The organism is Rhodopseudomonas palustris, assembly GCF_007005445.1.
Classification (GTDB): Bacteria; Pseudomonadota; Alphaproteobacteria; order Rhizobiales; family Xanthobacteraceae; genus Rhodopseudomonas; species Rhodopseudomonas palustris_G.
The window spans coordinates 448,606-469,993 of sequence record NZ_CP041387.1; the positions used below are offsets into that span (position 1 = coordinate 448,606).

Consider the following 21,388-nt stretch of genomic DNA (forward strand, 5'->3'; position numbering starts at 1 on the left):
AGTTGGAAGGATTCGCCGATGCCCGATCTCGCCGACTTGTTTCCGGGCTTCGGCTCGGAGTGGATCAACACCTCGTCGGGCCGGATCTTCGCCCGCACCGGCGGCGACGGGCCGCCGCTGCTGCTGCTGCATGGCTTCTCCGAAACCCATGTGATGTGGCACCGGGTTGCGCCGAAGCTCGCCGAGCGGTTCAAGCTGATCATCGCCGATCTGCCGGGCTACGGCTGGTCCGACATGCCGGAGAGCGACGAAAAGCACACGCCCTACACCAAGCGGGCGATGGCCAGGCAGTTGATCGAGGCGATGGAGCAGCTCGGCCACGTGCATTTTGCGCTCGCCGGCCACGACCGCGGCGGCCGGGTCAGCTACCGAATGGCGCTGGATTCGCCGGGGCGGCTGTCGAAGCTGGCGGTGCTCGATATCCTGCCGACCTACGAATACTGGCAGCGGATGGACCGGCGCTATGCGCTGAAGATCTATCATTGGAGCTTCCTGGCGCAGCCGGCGCCGCTGCCGGAGACGCTGATCGCCGCCGCGCCGGATTTCTTCCTGAAGAACAAGCTGGCGAGCTGGGCCAAGGCCCACGATCTGTCGTGCTTCGATCCGCGTGCGCTCGAACATTATCTGGCGCCGTTCCGCGACCCGATGCGGCTGCACGCGATGTGCGAGGATTATCGTGCGGGCGCGTTCGCGGATTTCGAGCACGACAAGGCCGATGTCGAAGCCGGCAACAAGATCGAAGTGCCGATGCTGGCGCTGTGGGGCGACGCCGGCATCGCGCAATCGGCCGCGACGCCGCTCGACACCTGGAAGAATTGGGCGAAAGACGTGCAGGGCGGACCGGTCGATTCCGGTCACTTCCTCACCGAGGAGGCGCCGGATCAGACCGCCGAAGCGTTGTTGAAGTTCTTCAGCGCCGCGCCTTGAAGAACTCCCGCAGCATCGCCGCGGCCTCGCGCTCGCCGACCGCGGAATACACTTCCGGCGCATGATGGCAGGTCGGCTGGCCGTAGAAACGCACGCCGGATTCCACCGCGCCGCCCTTCGGATCGAACGCGCCGAAATACAGCCGCCGAATTCGGGCGAACGAAATCGCACCGGCGCACATCGTGCACGGCTCCAGCGTGACGTAGAGGTCGCAATCGACTAGCCGCTCGCTGCCGAGCTTGGCCGACGCCTGCCGGATCGCCAGCAGCTCGGCATGGGCGGTGGGGTCGCGGTCGGTCAGGGTGCGGTTGCCGGCCTTGGCGATCACCACGCCGTCGCGGACGATCACGCAGCCGATCGGCACCTCGCCGGCAGCCCCCGCCGCGGCTGCCTCGGCCAGCGCCAATTCCATGAAAGTGGAAGCCGTCATCGTCGTTCTTGGCTCGTCTCGCTCCGAAAACTCTGCTAGGAGACCGACTTCAGCAAAAGTGGATGGCTGTTTTGCGTGACCATGCGCGTTTCGATCGGAGCGCGCGGCCTGCGAGCCGTTCCCGACTGCCTGTGCCCCATTTCGTGTTCCGATAGAAAGACCAGTCATGCCCCGCGACACCCGTAAAGACAACGATTCTGCGCGTGGCCGCCGCGACAGGCCCGCCGGCGGCAAGGGCGGCAAGGGCCGTTCCGGCGCGGCGCGAGGGCCGGAGAAGAAGTTCGCCAAGCGCGCAGGCGAGGGGGCCGGCGAGGGCCGTGGGGAGAAGACCTACGCCAAGAAGTCGTTCGGCGGCGACGCCAAGCGCTCGTTCGGCAGCGAGGGCAAGCGGCCCTATGCCAAGCGCGACGGTGCCGCGCCGCGCCGCGACTTTTCCGACCGTCCGCGCCGTGATGACGGGGACGCGCCGCGCGCCCGTTTTAGCCGCGACGACCGCCCCGCGCGCAGCGGTGGGGAGCGTGCCGAGCGCGGTCCGCGCAAGGAGTTCGGTGATCGTCCGAAGCGGGATTTCGGTGACCGCCCCAAGCGCGACTTCAGTGATCGCCCGAAGCGCGATTTCGCTGACCGCCCCAAGCGCGATTTTGCTGATCGGCCGAAGCGTCCGTTCCAGCGTGACGGCGAGCCCGGCCGCGACCGCAGCGACGAAAAGCCGTGGCGGGCCCGCGAGGATCGGCCGGCACGTGCCGGCGGCGATCGTGACCGCAAATTCGACAAAGGCGGCTTCGACAAGCCGCGTTTCGCCAAATCGCGCGACGACAAGCCGCGCTTCGATCGGGATCGGGGCGACAAGCCCAGGTTTGACAAGCCCCGTGGCGACAAGCCCAGGTTCGATCGTGGCGAGCGCTCCGAACGTCCGGAACGCAGCGGCGACCGGCCGAAATTTTCGCGCCCGCGCGACGGCGAACGCGGCGAGCAGCGTCCGTTCCGCGAGCGCAGCTTCGATCGCCCGCGCGAGGATCGTCCGCGGAGTGACCGTCCCCGCAGCGACCGGCCCCGTGAGGATCGCCCGCAGCGCGACCGCGCCGCCAAGCACGGCGATTGGCACGAGCATCCGCGCAGCGAAGGCCGCGGCTTCGATCGTCCCCGCAAGGGTCGGGACGAAGAGCGCGGCTTCGATCGTCCGCGCCGCGACAATGAGGACGACAGCAGGGTCTTCGCCAAACGTCCGGCGTTCGGCGGCCGCGGCGCGTTCCGCAAGCAGGATCCGGCAGCGGCCAAGCGTAAGCCGGCCGCTCCCGCGAAGCCCGACAAGGCTGGCGAGCGTATCGCCAAGGTGGTGGCGCGTGCCGGGCTGTGCTCGCGCCGCGATGCCGAGGCGTGGATCACGGAAGGCCGTGTCACCGTCAACGGCAAGGTGATCGATTCGCCGGCGCTCGACGTCAAGGCGAGCGATGTCATCACCATCGACGGCAAGCCGTTGCCGGAGCGCGAGCGGACGCGGCTGTTCCTGTATCACAAGCCGCGCGGGCTGATGACGACGCACAGCGATCCGGAAGGCCGGCCGACGGTGTTCGATCATTTGCCCGAAGGGCTGCCGCGGCTGATCTCGATTGGCCGGCTCGACTTCAACACCGAGGGCCTGCTGCTGCTCACCAATGACGGCGGCCTCGCGCGTGCGCTCGAATTGCCGGAGACCGGCTGGCTACGGCGCTACCGCGTCCGCGCCCATGGCGAGATCACCCAGGCGCAGCTCGACGAGCTGCAGAACGGCATCGAGGTCGACGGCGTGCAATACGGCCCGATCGAGGCCAAGCTGGAGCGCGATCAGGGCGCCAATGTCTGGCTGGTGTTCGCGATCCGCGAGGGCAAGAACCGCGAAGTGCGTAACGTGCTGGCGCATCTCGGGCTCGAGGTGAACCGGCTGATCCGGGTCTCCTATGGGCCGTTCCAACTGCTCGAACTCGGTGAAGGCGAGGTCGACGAGGTCAAGACCCGGGTGCTGCGCGATCAGCTCGGCGAGAAGGTGATCGCGCTCGCCGGCTGCGACTTCGCCGGCCCGTCGCCGAGCGAGACCAAGCCGAAGCCGCGCGCCGGCAAGGTCGTGTCTGCCGAGGAGTGGTCGGTGGTCGAGGGCGCAGCCAAGCCGAAGAAGACGATCACCAAGCGCGGGGCGGTCGAGGATCGCAAGGGCCGCAGGGTCAAGGTCGAACGCACCGCCAGCGACGGCGGCGAGCGCCCGCTGTCGCGCGGCCCGGCGCGCCGCTACCACGGCAAACGCGACCTCGCGCCGCGGGACGAGTGAGTTCGGTTTCATGCTGATCGACGGCATGGCGCTTGTGCTCCCTTCCCCCTTGCGGGGGAGGGTCGGGGTGGGGGGTAGCTACGAAGCAAGGTTTTGCTTGTGGACCCCCACCCCCGACCCCTCCCCGCAAGGGGGAGGGGAGCGCGCCTCGTTCGTTTCGAGCTACCTGCAATCTCTACGAGCACTCCCATGCGCGTGATCGGCGGGCGGCTCAGGGGGCGCAATCTGGTGGCGCCGTCGTCGCGGGAGATTCGGCCGACGGCGGACCGCTTGCGCGAGTCGGTGTTCAACATCCTGATGCACGCTTACGAGAATCCGATTCTCGATGCGCGCGTGCTCGACCTGTTCGCCGGCACCGGCGCGCTCGGCATCGAGGCGTCGTCGCGCGGCGCCAAGTTCGTGCTGTTCGTCGACAACGGTGCCGAGGCGCGTGCGCTGCTGCGCGCCAATGTCGAGGCGCTCGGGCTCGGCGGCGTCAGCAAGGTGTATCGCCGCGACGCCGCCAATCTCGGGCCGGCGCATCCGGTCGAACCGTTCGGCGTCGCGTTTCTCGATCCGCCGTACCGCAAGCAGCTTGCGGAGGCTTCACTCGCGTCGCTGCGCGACGGCGGCTGGCTGCTGCAGGGCGCGCTGGTGATCGTCGAGGAAGCCAAGGAAGCCGGCTTCACGGCTCCTGCCGGCTACACCGAACTCGACCGCCGCGCCTATGACGACACCGAGTTCACCTTCCTGCGGTTCGGGGCGGGCGAGTAGTCCGTTTTTTCGACGTCATTCCGGGGCGCTCGCGAAGCGAGCGAACCCGGAATCCAGAGATTGTTTCGCACGGCGCAGAACAGGTCGAGATTCCGGGTTCGCGAACTGCGTTCGCGCCCCGGAATGACGGTGCGCGTCGGAAGCTACAAATCCGCTGCGGCGATCCAGAATACTTCGGCTTCGGAATCTTCGCTGTCGAGCCACAGCAGCGGGAGCTGCGGGAACTGGTCTTCGATCTGCGGCCGGCAGCGGCCGACTTCGCACAGCAGGCCGCCGTCGGGCATGAGATGATCCTTCGCCTCGGCGAGGATGCGGCGGATGATGGTGAGGCCGTCGTCGCCGCCGTCGAACGCCATCGCCGGCTCGGCGCGGCACTCCGCCGGCAGGCTGGCCATTCCGTCGGCGTCGACGTAAGGCGGGTTGGTGATGATCAGGTCGTAGCGCTCGTCGCCGAGCGGGCCGAACAGGTCGCCGTGATACAGGCTGACGCGATCGTCGAGCCGGTGCTCGGCGACATTGCGCGTCGCGACCGCGAGCGCATCCTTCGACAGATCGACGGCATCGACCGTCGCGTTCGGGAAGGCGTAGGCCGCAAGGATCGCAAGGCAGCCCGAGCCGGTGCAAAGGTCGAGCACGCGCTCGACCGCCTCCGGCGTATCGATCAGCGAGGTGTCGCCGCCGTCGAAATGTGAGTCGAGCAGTTCGCCGATGAAGGAGCGTGGCACGATCACCCGCTCGTCGACGTAGAACGGCACGCCGCGCATGTAGATCTTGTTGACGAGGTATGCCGCCGGCACCCGTGTGGCGATCCTGCGCTCGATCAGGCCGAGAATCGCGGCGGCTTCGCGCGCGGTGACGCGGGCGGAAGCGAACATCTCGAACTGATCGGGATGCAGATGCAGCGCTTCTCCGACCAGGAAAACAGCTTCGGCGATCGGATCGGTGGTGCCGTGCGCGAACACCACGCCGGCTTCGGCGAAGCGGCTGACGGCGTAGCGGACGAAATCGAGCAGTGTGACCAGCTCCCCCGCAGCCACCTTCGGCGGCTTGGGCGCGGTGACCTTGGCCGCGGCGCCGCGCTTGGCGGGTTTCGCCTTCGCGGCGGCCATCTTAGCAGCTTTCGGCTTGGCGGCCTTCGCCTTTGTTTTCTTCGCCATCAATCCTTGCTCCATCGCGCCATCGCGGCATCGTCGCGGCTGTGCGCCTCGACCCAGCGCGACTCGCCGGAGCGCTCCTCGCGCTTCCAGAACGGCGCGTTGGCCTTGAGATAGTCCATCAGGAATTCCGCCGCCGCGAACGCCGCCTGGCGATGCGCCGACGCCGCCAGCACCAGCACGATGTTGTCGCCCGGCACCAGGCGGCCGACGCGGTGAATGATCGTCAGCGCGGTGATCGGCCAGCGTTCGACCGCCTCATCGGCATGGCGCTGGATCTCCTCCTCGGCCATGCCGGGATAGTGCTCGAGCGTCAGCGCCGTGACGGTGTCGTCGCCTTCGACGCCCCGGCACAGGCCGGTGAACGACACCACCGCGCCGATGTCGGTGCGGTCCTTCGTCATCGCCGAGGTCTCGGCGGCGAGATCGAAATCGGCTTCCTGAATACGGATGGTCACCGGAACGGTCATCGGATCATCCCGTGCCCACGCCGGCTCAGCCACCGGTCATCGGCGGGAAGAACGCGACCTCGCGCGCGCCCTGGATCGGCGTTTCGGCGCTGACATGGGCGCGATCGATCGCGGCGCGGATCACGCCCGGTTTGTCGAAAGCCAGCGCGTAGCCGTCGCCGCGCGCCGCCAGCCAGCCGATCAGCTCGGCGATGGTGGTCACCGCCGGCGGCGGCTCGACGGTCTCTTCGTCAACGCCGATCCGCTCGCGCACCCAGGCGAAATACTTCACCTTCATGCCTGATCCTCTTCGATCAGATGGTGGATGCCGGCGCGGAAATAGTCGTAACCGGTGTACATCGTCAGCAGCGCCGACAGCCACAGCAGCGACACGCCGATCTCGGTCGTGAACGGCAGCACTTCGTTGCCGGCTTCACCGGCGAGCAGGAAGCCGATCGCGATGAGCTGCGCGGTGGTCTTCCATTTCGCCAGCCGGGTTACCGGCACGCTGACCCGCAGCGCGGCGAGGTATTCGCGCAGCCCCGAGACCAGGATCTCGCGGCACAGGATCACGATCGCGGCCCACAGCGTCCAGCCGTGGATGATACTGTCGGCCGCCAGCATCAGCAGGCAGGATGCTACCAGCAGCTTGTCGGCGATCGGATCGAGCATCCGGCCGAACGCCGATTGCTGATCCCAGATCCTGGCGAAATGGCCGTCGAGAAAGTCGGTGATCGCTGCGGCGATGAACACCGCGAGCGCCACCCAGCGCAGCGCCAGCGGGCCGCCGAGGATCGACTGCGCGAAAATGCAGCCGACCACCACCGGAATCGCGGCGATCCGCGCATAGGTGAGGATGTTCGGAAGCGTCAGAGACGTCTTCGTTCCCCGCACCGGCGCTCTGGTCGAGACGTTGTTCATCGAGCTTACCAATACTGCCCGTGACGGAAGGTCAACCTCCGACCCCGGCGTCTCCGTTCCGTATCAGGAAAAGGTGAAATCCGCATGGGGCGCGGCACGGTTCGATCCCGCCGACTTTGGTCGGAGAAGGCGTGCATCATCCCGGCCGAGCATGGAAGAACTCGAAGATTCGCCGCGCGCTTTCGGCGCTGATGCCCGGAACCTTGCCGAGGTCGGCGATCGACGCGCGCTCGATTTCCTTCAGCGTGCCGAAATGCAGCAGCAGCGCCCGCTTGCGGGTCGGGCCGATGCCTGGGATCTCCTGCAGTCCGGCCTCGCGGATGTCCTTCTTGCGCAGCGTGCGGTGCGAGCCGATCACGAAGCGATGAGCCTCGTCACGCAGCCGCTGGATGAAATACAGCACCGGGTCGCGCGGCTCGAGCTTGATCGCGTCGCGGTCGGGCAGGAACAGCGTCTCGCGTCCGGCGTCGCGGTCCGGTCCCTTGGCGACGCCGAGCAGCGTGACCTGGTCGGTCAGGCCGATGCCGGACAGCGCTTCGCGCGCGGCGTTGAGCTGGCCGCGGCCGCCGTCGATAATGACGAGGTCCGGCCATTGCGGCACCTCGTCGTCTTTGGACTTGTCGGCCGGTTCGGCATCGCCGCCATCGGTCTGCAACGCCGCCAGCCGTTTGAACCGTCGCTGCAGCACTTCGCGCATCATTGCGTAGTCGTCGCCGGGCGTCAGTCCTTCGGATCTGATGTTGAACTTGCGGTACTGGTTCTTGATGAAGCCGTCCGGGCCGGCGACGATCATCGCGCCGACCGCATTGGTGCCCTGGATGTGGCTGTTGTCGTAGACCTCGATCCGCTGCGGAGCCTTCGGCAGGCCGAGCGTGGTGGCGAGGCTGTCCAGCAGCCGGGCCTGGGTCGCGGTATCGGCGAGCTTGCGGCCGAGCGCTTCGCGCGCATTGGTCTGGGCGTGGGTGACCAGTTCCTTCTTCTCGCCGCGCTTGGGCACCGAGACTTCGACCTTGTGGCCGGCCTTGACGCACAGCGCGTCGGCGAGCAGCTCGGCCTCGTCGATCTCATGCGACAGCAGGATCAGCTTCGGCGGCGGCTTGTCGTCGTAGAACTGCGCCACGAAGGCGCCGAGCACTTCGGCCGGCGTGAAGGTCTTCTCGGCGCGCGGGAAGTAGGCGCGGTTGCCCCAGTTCTGCCCGGTGCGGAAGAAGAACACCTCGACGCAGGAATAGCCGCCGTCCTGATGGATCGCGAACACGTCGGCTTCTTCGACGGTGCGCGGATTGATGCCCTGCTGGGACTGGATCGCCGACAGCGCCGCCAGCCGGTCGCGGTAGAGCGCCGCAGTCTCGAATTCGAGCTCGCCCGACGCCTTCTCCATCTCGGCGGCGAGCAACTGCTTCACCGCCCGACTGCGGCCCGACAGGAAGTCGGTCGCCTCGCGCACAAGCTCGCTGTAACCTGGGAAGTCGACCTCGCCGGTGCACGGCCCGGCGCAGCGGCGGATTTGATAGAGCAGGCAGGGGCGGGTGCGGCTTTCGAAGAACGAATCGGTGCAGGATCGCACCAGGAACGCACGCTGCAGCGCCGTGATGGTGCGGTTGACCGCGCCGGCCGAGGCGAACGGACCGAAATACCGTCCTGGCCGGCTCTGCGCGCCGCGATGCTTGAGGATCTGCGGCGCCCAATGGTCGCCGGTGATCAGGATGTAGGGGAACGACTTGTCGTCGCGGAGCTGGACGTTGAAGCGCGGCCGGAGCTGCTTGATCAGGTTGGCTTCGAGCAGCAGCGCCTCGGTCTCGGTGGTGGTGGAGATCACCTCGACCTCGACGGTGAGCGCGATCATGCGGGCGATTCGCAGCACCTGCCCCGTGGGGCGGGCGTAGGACGCCAGCCGCTTCTTCACGTTCTTGGCCTTGCCGACGTAAAGCACGTCGCGGCCTTCGTTCAGCATCCGATAGACGCCGGGCGAGGTCGGGGCCAGCCGCACCGCGCGCGCGATCGCCGAGCGGCCGACCGCCATCGGCCCGGCGCCGTCCCCCTCGGGCTCGTCCTCGACCTCCGGCAGCCGCGCCTCGTCGTCCTCTTCGACCGCCAGCGCAGCGGTGGCGGCGTCGATGTCCTGCGCTCCGACAGCAGGGGACGCCCCCGCGGCAGGCGCAGCCACGGCGGGAGAGGGGGCGTCGGCGGACGGTGCGGCCGCGGCCGTTCCGGGCTCGGCGGGATCGTGAATCATGGCGGCCCCAACCTATGCGCTCGCTTCCGCGGTTGCCAGCGCAGCGCCTCGCCGGAACCAGCCCCGCGCGAAATTCGCCTGTCTTGCCATGGTGTTGCCGCGAAGACCGGGAAGTAAGATTTTGTTAACAATGCGCGCCGGATCGGTCCGCGGGTTAAGAACCGCTTAACTTAAAACTCTCGATAAATTCGACGGGAAAAGAGAGGAAAGCCGTAACCATTCGGGACATTTTCCCATCGGCCGCGGGAGGCCGATGACTGGACGCTGATCGCGCCGCCGCTGGCGCGGCCGGGTCGTCGAGGAGAGTAAGATGCGTAAAGTTACACTGGCAGCGGCGGCCATGATCGCCGCGGGGATGTCGACGGCTCAGGCGGCCGACATGGGGTACTACCGGTCGAACGCGCCCTATACGGTCAATCAGCCGCTCAACGCCTTCAGTTGGGCCGGCCCCTATCTGGGCGGCAATCTCGGTTACGGCTGGGGCAACGTCACCAACAACATCACCAAGCCGTCGGGCTTCTCCGGCGGCCTGCAGGGCGGCTACAACTGGCAGTCCGGCAACATCGTGTTCGGTCTCGAGGGCGACATTCAGTTCTCGACCGCGGACGACACTTTCGCGCCCTACAAATTCTCCAACCCGTGGTTCGGCACCGGCCGCGGCCGGATCGGCTACGCGATGAACGACGTGCTGATCTACGCCACCGGCGGTCTGGCGTTCGGCCAGCTCAAGGGGCAGAATCTGGCCGTGTCGGAAAGCCATTCCTCGGCCGGCTGGACGGTCGGCGCCGGCGCCGAATTCGCGTTCGCGCCGAAGCTGAGCGCCAAGGTCGAGTATCTGTATATGAGCCTGTCGACCAACAATTTCTTCATCACCGGCATGCCGAACGGCTACAACGCCGGCATGGTGCGCGCCGGTATCAACTATCACTTCTAAACCGCGACCCAACCTTCGCGATCAAGAAACTCGTCGACGACAACTCCCGGCCGCCTGCGGCCGGGATTTTCTTTGATGACGAAGCGGGTCTGGCTGTTTCCCGAGGGTGCTGAGTTTCAGGCGCAAACAAACTCATCTCGGGCAATGCTGCCCGCTCTTCCGCGCCGCCAGCCGCGCGCGTCGTTCGCGTGGATGTCCGCGCCGAGCCGAAGCGACCGCGCCGCGCGGCCGCTATCAGCGTCGGCCTGCGGTGCTAAGATACGACCAGATTGACCGCCTTGGGGCCCTTGCCCTTCTTGTCGGGCTCCACTTCGAACGAAATACGCTGTCCCTCGGTCAGGTCCTTCAAGCCGGCGCGTTCGACTGCGGTAATGTGCACGAACACGTCGCGACCGCCGTCATCGGGTTTGATGAAACCGTAGCCGCGTTCGCCGTTGAAGAACTTCACCGTTCCCGTCATTGCCATTCCGGAAACTCCTCCCAGCATGCTTTCCGTCGCGCGCCAGCGCCACGGTGCGACCTGGCATTTCGCTGCCGGATAGCTTGGCCGAGAGCGGGACCTGCTACTGACTGCGGGTCCAATCGAAATACGCTGTGAGGCCTTGTCACTCCGCCGCCCCCATTTGCGGAAGCGGAACGTAAAGCCAGTCCAATGTCGCGAGCATAATACGGATTTGCGCGAATTGCCTACTATCGAGTTGCGACTTTTCGCGCCGTGTCGCGGTCAGGGACTGAGTAGTCAGGACTTCGGGAATTCGAGACGGTAACGTCCGACCCCGCCGAGGCCGAGCGGGCGCTCCAACTCGGGGAGAACAGTTCTCAGCTCATCGCCCAGCGTCCATGGCAGGTTGACGATCAGCAGCCCGGTCGAGGTCAGCGCTCCGTCAGGCTGCTGCGGTGCGACGCTGAACTCCAGCCGCAGGCACTTGCCCTCGCCGCCGGCCGCGGCCGTGCCGGCCACCGCGGCCGCCAGGGTGTCTGTGGCACGGCGGTTCTTGACCGGATACCACATCAGATACACTCCGGTCGGCCACTTGGCGTAGGCGGCGGCGAACTTGGCGGCGAGCTGCTCGAACTCATCCTTGCGTTCGAACGGCGGGTCGATCAGCACCAGCCCGCGGCGTTCCTTCGGCGGCACGAAGGCGGTGAGCGCGGTCCAGCCGTCGAGATCGACCACCCGGCCCTGCGGATCGTGGCGCAGCGCGCCGATCAATTGCTTGCGCGCCGCCGGCGCCAGCTCGCAGGCCACCAGGCTGTCCTGTGGGCGGAGCAGGGCGCGGGCGATCAGCGGCGAGCCCGGATAGGCGGTCAGGTCGCGCTGCGGATTGAACGCCCGGACGATGTCGAGATACGGCGCGATCAGCGGGTAGGCATCGTCCGAGAACCGGGCCTGTATCACCCGGGCGATGCCGGTCGCCCACTCGCCGCCGCGGCGGGCCTCGTCGCTGGTCAGGTCGTACAGACCGGCGCCGGCATGGGTGTCGATCACCCGGAAGGCGGCCGGCTTGTCGTGCAGATAGGTCAGGATCCGGACCAGCACGAGATGTTTGATGACGTCGGCAAAATTGCCGGCGTGGAAGGCGTGGCGATAATTCATGTCCCGATCCCTAAAGCACTTCCGGGCCTGATCAAATCAGAACCGGAGCGGCTGCTTTGTCCTGATGCGTTTTTCTTCATGCGAGCCGGTGTCCGCGCCGCTCGGACACGCTTCCGCACGGCCCCGCCCGCGCCGCGGCGGCCCGGCTTGCGGTGCGGCGATCACGGCCGGCGGGAACGCCGGGTTTTCCCCCAGTAGGAATACCGGGACCGGCCCCGGTTCCAAATCTGGCTGCTTTTCAAGTACTTTGATGGAGCTGCGGAATCTGGCCGGAACCGGGTGGCGGTGCCGATTAACGCGCTGTTTAACCCCGGGTGCTAGTTCTTGGCTTGGCGAAAGACCTGCGGTTGTACGCGCGGACTTTCAGGAGAACCTGCATTAGCCGGCCGAAAGGATGGCCTCGGAGCCACCCTGCGGCGCCTTGGGGAGTTGAAGATGGCGGTTGATTTGTCGATGTCGGTTCTGGTGGTGGACGATTACAGCACCATGATCCGGATCATTCGTAATCTTCTCAAGCAGCTCGGTTTCGAGAATATCGACGACGCCAGCGACGGTTCGGCTGCGCTCGCCAAGATGCGCACCAAGAAGTACGGCCTGGTGATCTCGGACTGGAACATGGAGCCGATGACCGGCTACGACCTCTTGAAGGAAGTCCGCGCCGACCCCAACCTGTCGCAGACCCCGTTCATCATGATCACGGCGGAATCCAAGACCGAGAACGTGATCGCGGCCAAGAAGGCCGGCGTCAACAACTACATCGTCAAGCCGTTCAACGCGGCGACGCTGAAGACCAAGATCGAGGCGGTCTTCCCGGATCACGTCGCGGCTTGACCGCCGGCCTTCCGATCATCCGCAGATTTGGCGACGCGCTCCCGATCGGGGGCGCGTTTGTCTTTTATGGGGCACCGGAAAGGACGTGGGCTCAGCCCTCGGCGAACCGGCGGGTGAACAGCGTGGCCTGAACCAGGCCCCGGGCGTGGCGGCCGTCGCCGATCTTGCGGTCGCCGACGTACGAGGCGACCTCGAACCGGATCGCCCGCCGCTCCACCGCGCTCACCGTCGCCGTGGTCCGCACCGTCTGGCCGACGAAGGCCGGCGCCAGATGCCGGATGTCGACCTCGCTGCCGACCGTGATCCAGCCGGCCGGCAGCTTCGGCATGATCGCCTCGCCGGAAGCCATCTCCATCTCCAGGATCATCAGCGGGGTGGCGAACACGGCGGGCATGTACGGCACGAAATGTTGCACGGTGACGTCCTGCGTCACCGTGGTCAGCCGCTCGGCGCTCATGCCGACAGAGAGAATATCGCGCGCATCCATGGGGGCTCTTCGTGCTTCTTGGCGATGACTCAACGTTCGTCATTCCGGGGGGCGCGCTGCGCGCGCCCCCCGGAATGACGAACGAGAGGGCTGCGTGATGCGCTTACTTCGCCTGTGCCGCCTTGCGCTCGACGAAGGTCTTGCCGCCCTTCATCTTGTTGGTGAGCGGCGCTTCGTTGATCTGGATCACCACGTCCTCGGCGGCGACGCCGAGATGCGTCACCAGCGCCGTGGTGATGTCGCGCATCATCCCGGCCTTCTGCTCGTCGGTGCGGCCCATGGCCATGTTGACGGTGATCTCGGGCATCGGTGGTTTCTCCCTTTTTGCTTGGTCTTTGTTGTTGTCATTCCGGGGCGCTCACGCAGTGGGCGAACCCGGAATCTCACAGTTGTCTCAGTTCGTCTTCATCCTGAGGAGTCTGGCGGCGCTCGCAGAGCGCAGACGGGCGTCTCGAAGGATGGGCCACACGCGCCCTGGCGAAACCTCGGCCTCATGGTTCGAGACGCCCGGCTTCGCTGCGCTCCGCCGGGCTCCTCACCATGAGGGGCTGATGCCTCGCTGGACAACTAATTCCAGCTCACACCGCGGCGCTGCAGCAGCTCCTGCACCTTGGCAACCAGTTCATCCTCCTTGCAGGAAAACTGCGCCTCGGCCTGCTTCTTCAAGTACTCGTCGCGGTCCTTCTCCAGCGACGCCAGCTCGGCGCCGAGGATCAAATCCTTGATCTGCACGATTCCTTGCGCGTTCTCATCCGAGCCCTGGATGATGGCGCAGGGCGAGTTGCGCTTGTCGGCGTATTTCATCTGCTGGCCGAGCGAGTGCTTGGGATTGCCCAAATACAGCTCGGCGCGGATGCCGGCTTGGCGCAGGCTCGCGACCATCTTTTGATAACCGGCTATGTCGCCGCCGAACACGGTGACCACGACGGGACCGGCTTGAGGCCTGTTGTCGAGCTGGCCGATCAGCGTCAGCGCCGCCTGCAGTCGCGATACGCCGATCGAGAATCCGGTCGCCGGCACCGGCTCGCCGCGGAAGCGCGACACCAGGCCGTCATAGCGCCCGCCGCCGCCGACCGAGCCGAACCGCACCGGGCGGCCTTTCTCGTCCTTGGTGTCGAGCAGCAGTTCGACCTCATAGACCGGGCCGGTGTAGTATTCGAGGCCGCGGACGACGGAGGGATCGATCTTCACACAATCGCCGTAGCCGCCGGCGTCGGCCAGCTCAGCGATGGTGGCGAGTTCGGCAACGCCATCGCTACCAGTCTTCGAGCCTTCGACGCGCGCGCGCATGTTGGCCAAGGTCGACTGATTGTCAGCGCCCTGCATGCTGGCGACGGAATCCTTGTCGCCGATGAAGCTGATGATCGCATCGGTCTGCGTCTGGTTGAGGCCGGCGCCTTTGGTGAAGTCGCCTTTGCCTTCCTCGCCGCCGTCCCAACGACCCGGACCAAGTAGCTGGATGATATCCTTGATCGGAAACTTGTCGGCCTTGTCGATGGCGCGCATCACGGTGAGCCATTGCGCGTCGCTGTCGATTCCCTGCGCTTCGCGGATGCCATCCAGCACCTTCCGGTTATTCACCTTCACCACATAGCTGCCGCGGGGGATGCCGAGCGCTTCCATGGTATCCGCCGCCATCATGCACATCTCGGCGTCGGCGGCGGCGGTGGGGGCGCCGACGGTGTCGGCGTCGAACTGCATGAACTGGCGGAAGCGGCCGGGGCCGGGTTTCTCGTTGCGGAACACCCAGCCGAACCGGTAGCTGCGATACGGCTTCGGCAGTGCATCAAAATTCTCGGCGACGTAGCGGGCGAGTGGGGCGGTGAGATCGTAGCGCAGGCTGATCCACTGCTCATCGTCGTCCTGCAGCGAGAACACGCCCTCGTTGGGGCGGTCCTGATCGGGCAGGAACTTGCCGAGCGCGTCGGTGTATTCGAACGCCGGGGTTTCGACCGGCTCGAAGCCGTAGCGTTCGTACACCTCGCGGATCTTCTCCACCATTGCGCGCGTCGCCGCGATCTCGGCCGGGCCGCGATCGGCGAGGCCACGCGGCAGCCGGGCGCGCAGTTTCGAGGGTTTTTTCGGTTTCTCAGCCATCGTCGCCTTCCAAGTCAGGGCCGGGTTGGTATCAGCCGCTGTCCGCCGCAGCAAGGCGGGGTTGCATGATCCAGCGCAAATCCCTCGCCGGCGGCGTCCATTAACAGATGGAAGCCCCACGGAAATTTGCTGGCTCGCGGCGTTCCCGTCAGGGCGTGAAGCTGGTACCGTGCCGCGCCTTTCACCCCCGGCCGCGCAGTGCATGAGGAGCCCCATGTTAGACAAGATCAAGCCCACGTCCGCCGTCAACGCGCCGAACGATCTCAACGCGTTCTGGATGCCGTTCACCGCGAACCGGGCCTTCAAGCGCGCGCCGAAAATGGTCGTGGGCGCCGAGGGCATGCACTACATCACCACCGAGGGGCGCAGGATCATCGACGCCGCATCCGGCATGTGGTGCACCAATGCGGGCCACGGCCGCAAGGAGATCGCCGAGGCGATCAAGGCACAGGCCGACGAGCTCGACTTCTCGCCGCCGTTCCAGTTCGGCCAGCCGAAGGCGTTCGAGCTCGCCAGCCGGATCGCCGATCTGGCGCCGGAAGGGCTCGATCACGTATTCTTCTGCAATTCCGGCTCGGAAGCCGGCGACACCGCGCTGAAGATCGCGGTGGCGTATCAGCAGCTCAAGGGCCAGGGCTCGCGCACCCGGCTGATCGGTCGCGAGCGCGGCTATCACGGCGTCGGCTTCGGCGGCACCGCGGTCGGCGGCATCGGCAACAACCGCAAGATGTTCGGTCCGCTGCTCAACGGCGTCGACCATCTGCCTGCGACGTATGATCGCGACAAGCAGGCCTTCACCAAGGGCGAGCCGGACTACGGCGCACACTTCGCCGACGCGCTCGAAGGCCTCGTCAACCTGCACGGCGCCAACACCATCGCGGCGGTGATCGTCGAGCCGATGGCCGGCTCCACCGGCGTGCTGCCGGCGCCGAAGGGCTACCTCAAGCGCCTGCGCGAGATCACCAAGAAGCACGGCATCCTGCTGATCTTCGACGAGGTCATCACCGGCTACGGCCGTCTCGGCTATGCCTTCGCGGCCGAGCGCTACGGCGTCACCCCGGACATGATCACCTTCGCCAAGGGCGTCACCAACGGTGCGGTGCCGATGGGCGGCGTGATCACGTCGGCCGAAATCCACGACGCGTTCATGACCGGGCCCGAGCACGCGGTGGAGCTTGCCCACGGCTACACCTATTCGGCGCATCCGCTGGCCTGCGCGGCCGGCATCGCCACCCTCGACATCTACCGCGACGAGAAGCTGTTCGAGCGCGCCAAGGCGCTGGAGCCGAAGTTCGCCGAGGCGGTGATGTCGCTGAAGGACGCCCCGAACGTGGTCGACATCCGCACCGTCGGCCTGACCGCGGGCATCGATCTCGCCCCGCTCGCCGATGCGCCCGGCAAGCGTGGCTTCGAAGCGATGAACGCCGGCTTCCACGATCACGAACTGATGCTCCGGATCGCCGGCGACACTCTGGCGCTGACCCCGCCGCTGATCCTCAGCGAGGACCAGATCGGCGAGATCGTCGACAAGGTCGGCAAGGTGATCCGCGCGGTCGCCTGACATCCGCCCGATATCCCCTTGGGACGGCGGACGAATCCAGTGGACTCGTCCGCCGAATCGACAAAGATGGCGGATCGGCAGGCAACCACCGGCTTAAATGATCCGTATCTCGACCATTTTCATCGCCGTCTGCATGGTGCTGATCGCCACCTCGCTCGGCATGGTGGTGTATGCGGTGGCCGGATTCAGCTTGGCGCAGGCGGCGCTGGTCGGCCTGACGGCGCTGACCCTGTTCGTGCTGTATCAGGCGGTCTCACTGCGAATCCGCGACCGCGCCGAGGCCGGCCACCAGATCGCCGACCTGTCGCGCGGTACGGCTGATCTTGCCCGCCAGGTCGGTGAGTTCGGCCGCCGGCTGGCCGTGGTCGAGGCCAAGTTGGTCTCGTCGCAATCGGTCCATAACGACCGCGTCAAGCATGTCTCAGACGAAATCGGCGAATTGGGTACCCTGGTGCAGCAGCTCGCGGTATCGGTTGCCACCCATGAGGAATTACTGACCGCCGCGGCGCGCAGCGTGATCCGCCCGGAGACGGTGCCGCCGCTGGAGCTGGGAGAACCGGTCCCGGCCACGGTGCCCATCCCGGCCCCGACGTCTGCCGCCGTTCCGGCTGCGGCCGCTTCGACGGTGACTGATCCCGAAGCCTCCCCGCGCGCTGCGCGGGACGAACTGCCGCCCGAAGTGGCCGTCCCGGCCGCCGCAACCGCTATGACCGCCCCCGCGCCGGATGGTCTCCGGCTGCTGCCGGCGGTGAGAAGCGCCGTCGAGGCGGAGCGGTTCGATCTTTATCTGCAGCCGATGGTTACGCTGCCGCAGCGCAAGGTGCGCGCCTATGAGGTGGTGACCCGGCTGCGCGACGAGGCCGACCAGACGATCGCCGCCGACAGCTATCTGCCGATCGCGGAGGCCGCCGGGCTGATGGGGCGGATCGATCACGCTATCCTGCTGCGTGCCGTGCAGGTGGTGCGGCGGTTGCTGGTGCGTAACAAAGAGGTCGGGCTGTTCGTAAACATTTCCGGCGCCACGCTCGCCGACACTGCGGCGTTCTCGCAGTGCCTCGACTTCCTCGAGGCCAACCGCGCGCTGGCGCCGTCGCTGCTGCTCGAATTCAAGCAGAGCACCCTGCGTAACCTCGGTCCGGTCGAGGCCGAGCACCTCGCGGCGCTGGCGCAGCGCGGCTACCGGTTCTCGATCGACCATGTCACCGATCTGCGGTTCGAACCGCGCGAGCTGGCTGACCGCGGTGTCCGCTTCATCAAGGTGCCGGCGTCGCTGCTGCTGGCGGCGCACGACACCGCGTCGGCCGACATCCATCCGGTCGATCTGTCGGACCTGCTCGGCCGCTTCGGCATCGATCTGATCGCCGAGCGGATCGAGGGCGAGCGCGCGGTGGTCGACCTGCTTGACTACGATGTGCGGTTTGGGCAGGGGTTCTTGTTCGCAGCGCCCCGTCCGCTGCGGCCAGAGACCGCCACCAACGCGGCCGCGCCGGCTTCCAACGCCCCGGCCCAGCAGGACATCAATCTTGATCCAGGCAAGCTACCGCAGGGCCCGCTCGGCCGCATCGAGCCGGCACGCGTCACCGGCAATGCCGCACTGGTGCGCCGCGCCGCCGGCCCTTTCTGATCGATTCAGCCGATGACCACGCTGCGTTTCGTCGAGCATCTGCATGAGCTCGTCGGCTCGGTCGACGTCGTGCTCAGCGACATCTGGGGCGTTGTGCACAACGGCCTGGAATCCTTCCCCGACGCCTGCGCGGCGCTGAAGACCGCGCGCGACCAAGGCCGTACCGTGGTGCTGATCACCAACGCGCCGCGCCCGGCGGATTCGGTGCAGCGCCAGCTTCGCAAGCTCGACGTGCCGGACGATTGCTACGACGCGATCGTGTCGTCGGGCGATCTCACCCGCATCTATGTGGCCGAGCATCCCGGCCAGTCGATCTACTGGCTCGGGCCGGATCGCGACAATTCGATCTATCGCGGCCTCGACGCCAGGCTGACGCCGCTGGAAGCCGCCGACTACATCATCTGTACCGGCCCGTTCGACGACGAGACCGAGTCGGCCGAAGACTATCGCGAGATGATGGGGCAGGCGCTGGCGCGCAAGCTGACACTGGTCTGCGCCAATCCTGACATCGTGGTCGAGCGCGGCGACCGGCTGATCTATTGCGCCGGCGCGATCGCCGAACTGTATCGCGAACTCGGCGGCGAGGTGATCTTCTACGGCAAGCCGCACCGGCCGATCTACGACCGGGCGATGGCGCTGGCACGCCAGATCCGCGGCAGCGACACTCCGGCGCAGCGTGTGCTGGCGATCGGCGATTCGGTGCGAACCGATCTGGCCGGCGCGCAGGGCTACGGCATCGATCTGCTGTTCGTCACCCGCGGCATCCATGCCGACGCGTTCGAAGGCATCGACCGGCTCGACACCGCGGCGGTCACCGAATTGTTCGGTCACCCACCGCTGGCGCTGACCCGCGAGCTGCGCTGGTAAGCGCAGCTCGATTTCGATGTCTTGCAAGTGATCAGCGGCCTTCGCGCAGCCAGGTCGCAGCGAACGCGCCGAGCAGCAGCAGCAGTCCGATCAGGCCGGTGAACACCGGTAGCACGCCGACGCCGGTGACGACGCTGGCGTCACGCATCCGCACGCCGAGCCAGCCGTCGCCGCGGAAGATCGTCGCCGAGGTGACCGGCACGATCCGCGGCAGTTCGACGCTGCCATTTTCGGCGATTCGCCGCGCATCGCCGCCGGTCGCCTGAACCAATGGCCGCAGCGCCTCGGTGGTCGAGGTGACCTCAGCGAATTCCTTCGGATTGACCGGCCCGACATTGATCAGCGCCTTGAGCGTGCCGTCGGTCGCCGACCACAGGCCCAGCTCTTCGGCCGGCAGCGTCGCCCGCCAGGTGCCGGGGTCGGCCGCCGTCAGCGCCAGTTCGCGGGTCTTGCCGGACGGCGAGGTGACGGTGACGGGCGGCACGCTGTCGCCCATGGTCTGGCGCACGACTTGAAGGTTCTTGCCCTCGGCCTTCAACCGCAGCGCTTCCTCGTCGAGGTCGGGCTGCTTCATCAGCCAGTGCGACATCCGCCTGAGCAGATCGAGATGCGGGCCGCCGCCCTCGTAGCCGCGCGCCCACAGCCAGATGTGGTCGGAGAGCAGCAGCGCAACGCGGCCCTCACCGAAATGCGACAGCAGCAGCAGCGGCATATTGTCGGCGCCGGTCATCAGCGGCGCCGTGGTGGTGTTGCGGGTGTCGACCGTGCGGAAGAACCGGCTCCAGGCCGGCGGTTCGGATGCCGAGCCTTCGAGCCCGCGCGTCACCGGGTGGCGCTTGCCCGCGTCCGACAGCCGCGCGTGATACGGCTTCTCGGTGACGCCGACCGGCTCGGCCGGCAACAGCGTGTCGAGCGGCGTGCGCCAGATCGAGGTGGTCGAGGCGTAGTCCGGCCCGGCCGACACCAGCACCGCGCCGCCGTTCCTGACATAGCGCGAGATGTTGTCGAAATACGCCATCGGCAGCACGCCCTGGCGGGCGTAGCGGTCGAAGATGATCAGTTGAAACTCGTTGATCTTCTGCTGGAACAGCTCGCGGGTCGGGAAGGCGATCAGCGACAATTCGTTGATCGGCGTGCCGTCCTGCTTCTCCGGCGGCCGCAGAATCGTGAAGTGCACCAGATCGACGCTGGCGTCGGATTTGAGCAGGTTGCGCCAAGTGCGCTCGCCGGAATGCGGCTCGCCCGACACCAGCAGCACCCGCAGCTTGTCGCGCACGCCGTCGATCGACACCACGGCGCGGTTGTTGACCAGCGTCAGCTCGTTATCGACCGGCGAGGCTTCGATCTCGACGATGTTCTGGCCGGCGTGCTTGATCTCGACGTCGATGCTGACGGTCTGGCCGCTCAGCACGGTGCGCTGATTCAGAAGCTCGCCGTCGCGCCGAACCGTGACGCGGGCGCGGTCGCCAGTGATGCCCTGGTCGTCGAGCCGGTAGGTGATGGTCTGGGTCTGGCCGACGATGCCGAACCGCGGTGCCGCCACAATCGCGACGCGGCGGTCGCGCTCGTCCTTGCGGCCGGTGATCAGCGCTTGCACCGGGGCCTGGAAGCCGAGCGCCTGGGCGTTCGCCGGGATGTCGTGGACCCGGCCGTCGGTGATCAGGAAGGCGCCGGCGACGCGGTCGGTCGGCACGTCGGACAGCGCCGAGGTCACCGCGCCGAACAGCTTGGTGCCGTCGGTCTCGCCATCGGCCTGGCCAGCTTCGACGACGCGGACTTCGAGCCCCTTGATCTGCTTCAGCCGGCCGACCAGCGCCTCCTTGGCCTGCTCGGCCTCTTCGGCGCGCTTGCCGAAATCCTGGCTTGGACTCTTGTCGACCACCACCGCCGCCACCGACGACAGCGGCTCGCGCTCCTCGCGGGTGAACGACGGATTGGCGAGCGCCAGCACGATCAGCGCCAGTGCCACGATCCGCACCCAGGCGCCGCGCGCCCGCCCGAGCAGCAGCACGAGTGCGATCACCACCACGGCGGCAATCGCGACCCACAGCACGGCGGTCGGAACAAGAGGCGCAAAGGCGATGCCGTAGTGCAATGCGTTCTCCTCGTCGCTCATGGTTCGAGACGCATCGCTGCGCGATGCTCCTCACCATGAGGTCCTCGTTTCGTCGTCCCGCCTCAAGCGAGACCTCTCCCTCATCCTGAGGAGCCCGGCGAA

General features: G+C 66.8%; 20 protein-coding genes. 8 read left to right on the plus strand and 12 right to left on the minus strand.

The genetic code is table 11. The features are described from left to right. The first annotated feature begins 18 nt into the window (after positions 1–18). Positions 19–927, plus strand: a complete 909-nt coding sequence (locus tag FLL57_RS02110; RefSeq protein ID WP_013501109.1) for an alpha/beta fold hydrolase — start codon at positions 19–21, stop codon at positions 925–927. On the opposite strand, the gene FLL57_RS02115 is transcribed toward FLL57_RS02110, so the two are convergent. Then, the gene (locus FLL57_RS02115; RefSeq protein ID WP_013501110.1) at positions 911–1,357 is read right to left on the minus strand and encodes a nucleoside deaminase; all 447 of its coding nucleotides are present in this window, start codon (positions 1,355–1,357) and stop codon (positions 911–913) included. The genes FLL57_RS02110 and FLL57_RS02115 overlap by 17 nt on opposite strands. Before the next feature lie 166 nt (positions 1,358–1,523). On the opposite strand from FLL57_RS02115, the gene FLL57_RS02120 reads away from it, so the two are divergent. Both FLL57_RS02120 and rsmD read left to right on the plus strand, forming a co-directional pair. Beyond that, entirely contained in the window at positions 1,524–3,659 is a 2,136-nt protein-coding gene (locus FLL57_RS02120) for a pseudouridine synthase (RefSeq protein ID WP_142882002.1), read from the plus strand. A gap of 171 nt (positions 3,660–3,830) precedes the next feature. Continuing rightward, positions 3,831–4,412 (plus strand): 16S rRNA (guanine(966)-N(2))-methyltransferase RsmD, encoded by a 582-nt coding sequence (gene rsmD / locus FLL57_RS02125; protein ID WP_283811143.1) that lies wholly within the window; start codon positions 3,831–3,833, stop codon positions 4,410–4,412. Positions 4,413–4,555: 143 nt separating this feature from the next. Here the strand turns inward: rsmD and prmB are convergent, their stop codons facing one another. From prmB to uvrC, 5 genes are all read right to left on the minus strand, one after another. Next, complete coding sequence (gene prmB / locus FLL57_RS02130; protein WP_164633418.1) at positions 4,556–5,569, minus strand: 50S ribosomal protein L3 N(5)-glutamine methyltransferase; 1,014 nt, start codon at positions 5,567–5,569, stop codon at positions 4,556–4,558. Then, positions 5,569–6,036, minus strand: coding sequence for a molybdenum cofactor biosynthesis protein MoaE (locus tag FLL57_RS02135; RefSeq protein ID WP_142882004.1), 468 nt, complete (start codon positions 6,034–6,036; stop codon positions 5,569–5,571). The genes prmB and FLL57_RS02135 overlap by 1 nt, the downstream gene beginning before the upstream one ends. Positions 6,037–6,061: 25 nt before the next feature. Beyond that, positions 6,062–6,313, minus strand: coding sequence for a molybdopterin converting factor subunit 1 (gene moaD / locus FLL57_RS02140; RefSeq protein WP_013501115.1), 252 nt, complete (start codon positions 6,311–6,313; stop codon positions 6,062–6,064). Then, positions 6,310–6,936 (minus strand): CDP-diacylglycerol--glycerol-3-phosphate 3-phosphatidyltransferase, encoded by a 627-nt coding sequence (gene pgsA / locus FLL57_RS02145; protein ID WP_013501116.1) that lies wholly within the window; start codon positions 6,934–6,936, stop codon positions 6,310–6,312. Before pgsA ends, moaD begins: the two co-directional genes overlap by 4 nt. A 136-nt stretch (positions 6,937–7,072) precedes the next feature. After that, positions 7,073–9,172: an excinuclease ABC subunit UvrC gene (gene uvrC, locus FLL57_RS02150; protein ID WP_142882005.1), complete on the minus strand. Its 2,100-nt coding sequence runs from the start codon at positions 9,170–9,172 to the stop codon at positions 7,073–7,075. Positions 9,173–9,482: 310 nt separating this feature from the next. On the opposite strand from uvrC, the gene FLL57_RS02155 reads away from it, so the two are divergent. After that, positions 9,483–10,106 carry an outer membrane protein gene (locus tag FLL57_RS02155; protein ID WP_013501118.1) on the plus strand — a complete coding sequence of 208 codons (624 nt, stop codon included), beginning with the start codon at positions 9,483–9,485 and terminating at the stop codon, positions 10,104–10,106. A gap of 253 nt (positions 10,107–10,359) precedes the next feature. On the opposite strand, the gene FLL57_RS02160 is transcribed toward FLL57_RS02155, so the two are convergent. Together FLL57_RS02160 and FLL57_RS02165 are read right to left on the minus strand one after the other, a co-directional pair. After that, complete coding sequence (locus tag FLL57_RS02160) at positions 10,360–10,572, minus strand: cold-shock protein (RefSeq protein WP_013501119.1); 213 nt, start codon at positions 10,570–10,572, stop codon at positions 10,360–10,362. Positions 10,573–10,845: 273 nt separating this feature from the next. Beyond that, on the minus strand, positions 10,846–11,703 hold the full coding sequence (locus tag FLL57_RS02165) for a 23S rRNA (adenine(2030)-N(6))-methyltransferase RlmJ (protein ID WP_142882006.1): 858 nt from the start codon (positions 11,701–11,703) through the stop codon (positions 10,846–10,848). 435 nt (positions 11,704–12,138) lie between these two features. Between FLL57_RS02165 and FLL57_RS02170 the strand changes: the two genes are divergently transcribed. Continuing rightward, positions 12,139–12,534, plus strand: a complete 396-nt coding sequence (locus FLL57_RS02170; protein ID WP_011156739.1) for a response regulator — start codon at positions 12,139–12,141, stop codon at positions 12,532–12,534. A gap of 91 nt (positions 12,535–12,625) precedes the next feature. Here FLL57_RS02170 and FLL57_RS02175 read toward each other — a convergent pair whose 3' ends face one another. The 3 genes from FLL57_RS02175 to hisS all read right to left on the minus strand — a co-directional run bounded on the left by FLL57_RS02175 (position 12,626) and on the right by hisS (position 15,118). After that, on the minus strand, positions 12,626–13,021 hold the full coding sequence (locus FLL57_RS02175; protein ID WP_013501121.1) for a thioesterase family protein: 396 nt from the start codon (positions 13,019–13,021) through the stop codon (positions 12,626–12,628). 103 nt (positions 13,022–13,124) lie between these two features. Continuing rightward, a complete protein-coding gene (locus tag FLL57_RS02180) occupies positions 13,125–13,328 on the minus strand; it encodes a tautomerase family protein (RefSeq protein ID WP_013501122.1) in 204 nt (67 codons plus the stop codon). A 260-nt stretch (positions 13,329–13,588) separates the two neighbouring features. Further along, entirely contained in the window at positions 13,589–15,118 is a 1,530-nt protein-coding gene (gene hisS, locus FLL57_RS02185; RefSeq protein WP_013501123.1) for a histidine--tRNA ligase, read from the minus strand. Positions 15,119–15,332: 214 nt separating this feature from the next. Here hisS and FLL57_RS02190 point away from each other — a divergent pair, with 214 nt between their 5' ends. From FLL57_RS02190 to FLL57_RS02200, 3 genes are all read left to right on the plus strand, one after another. Further along, on the plus strand, positions 15,333–16,679 hold the full coding sequence (locus tag FLL57_RS02190) for an aspartate aminotransferase family protein (RefSeq protein WP_047309904.1): 1,347 nt from the start codon (positions 15,333–15,335) through the stop codon (positions 16,677–16,679). A gap of 97 nt (positions 16,680–16,776) precedes the next feature. Further along, a complete protein-coding gene (locus FLL57_RS02195; protein ID WP_047309905.1) occupies positions 16,777–18,303 on the plus strand; it encodes an EAL domain-containing protein in 1,527 nt (508 codons plus the stop codon). Between the two features lie 12 nt (positions 18,304–18,315). Further along, positions 18,316–19,170 (plus strand): TIGR01459 family HAD-type hydrolase, encoded by an 855-nt coding sequence (locus tag FLL57_RS02200; RefSeq protein WP_047309906.1) that lies wholly within the window; start codon positions 18,316–18,318, stop codon positions 19,168–19,170. Positions 19,171–19,201: 31 nt separating this feature from the next. On the opposite strand, the gene FLL57_RS02205 is transcribed toward FLL57_RS02200, so the two are convergent. Next, entirely contained in the window at positions 19,202–21,265 is a 2,064-nt protein-coding gene (locus FLL57_RS02205; RefSeq protein WP_142884148.1) for a hypothetical protein, read from the minus strand. Positions 21,266–21,388 lie beyond the last annotated feature (123 nt).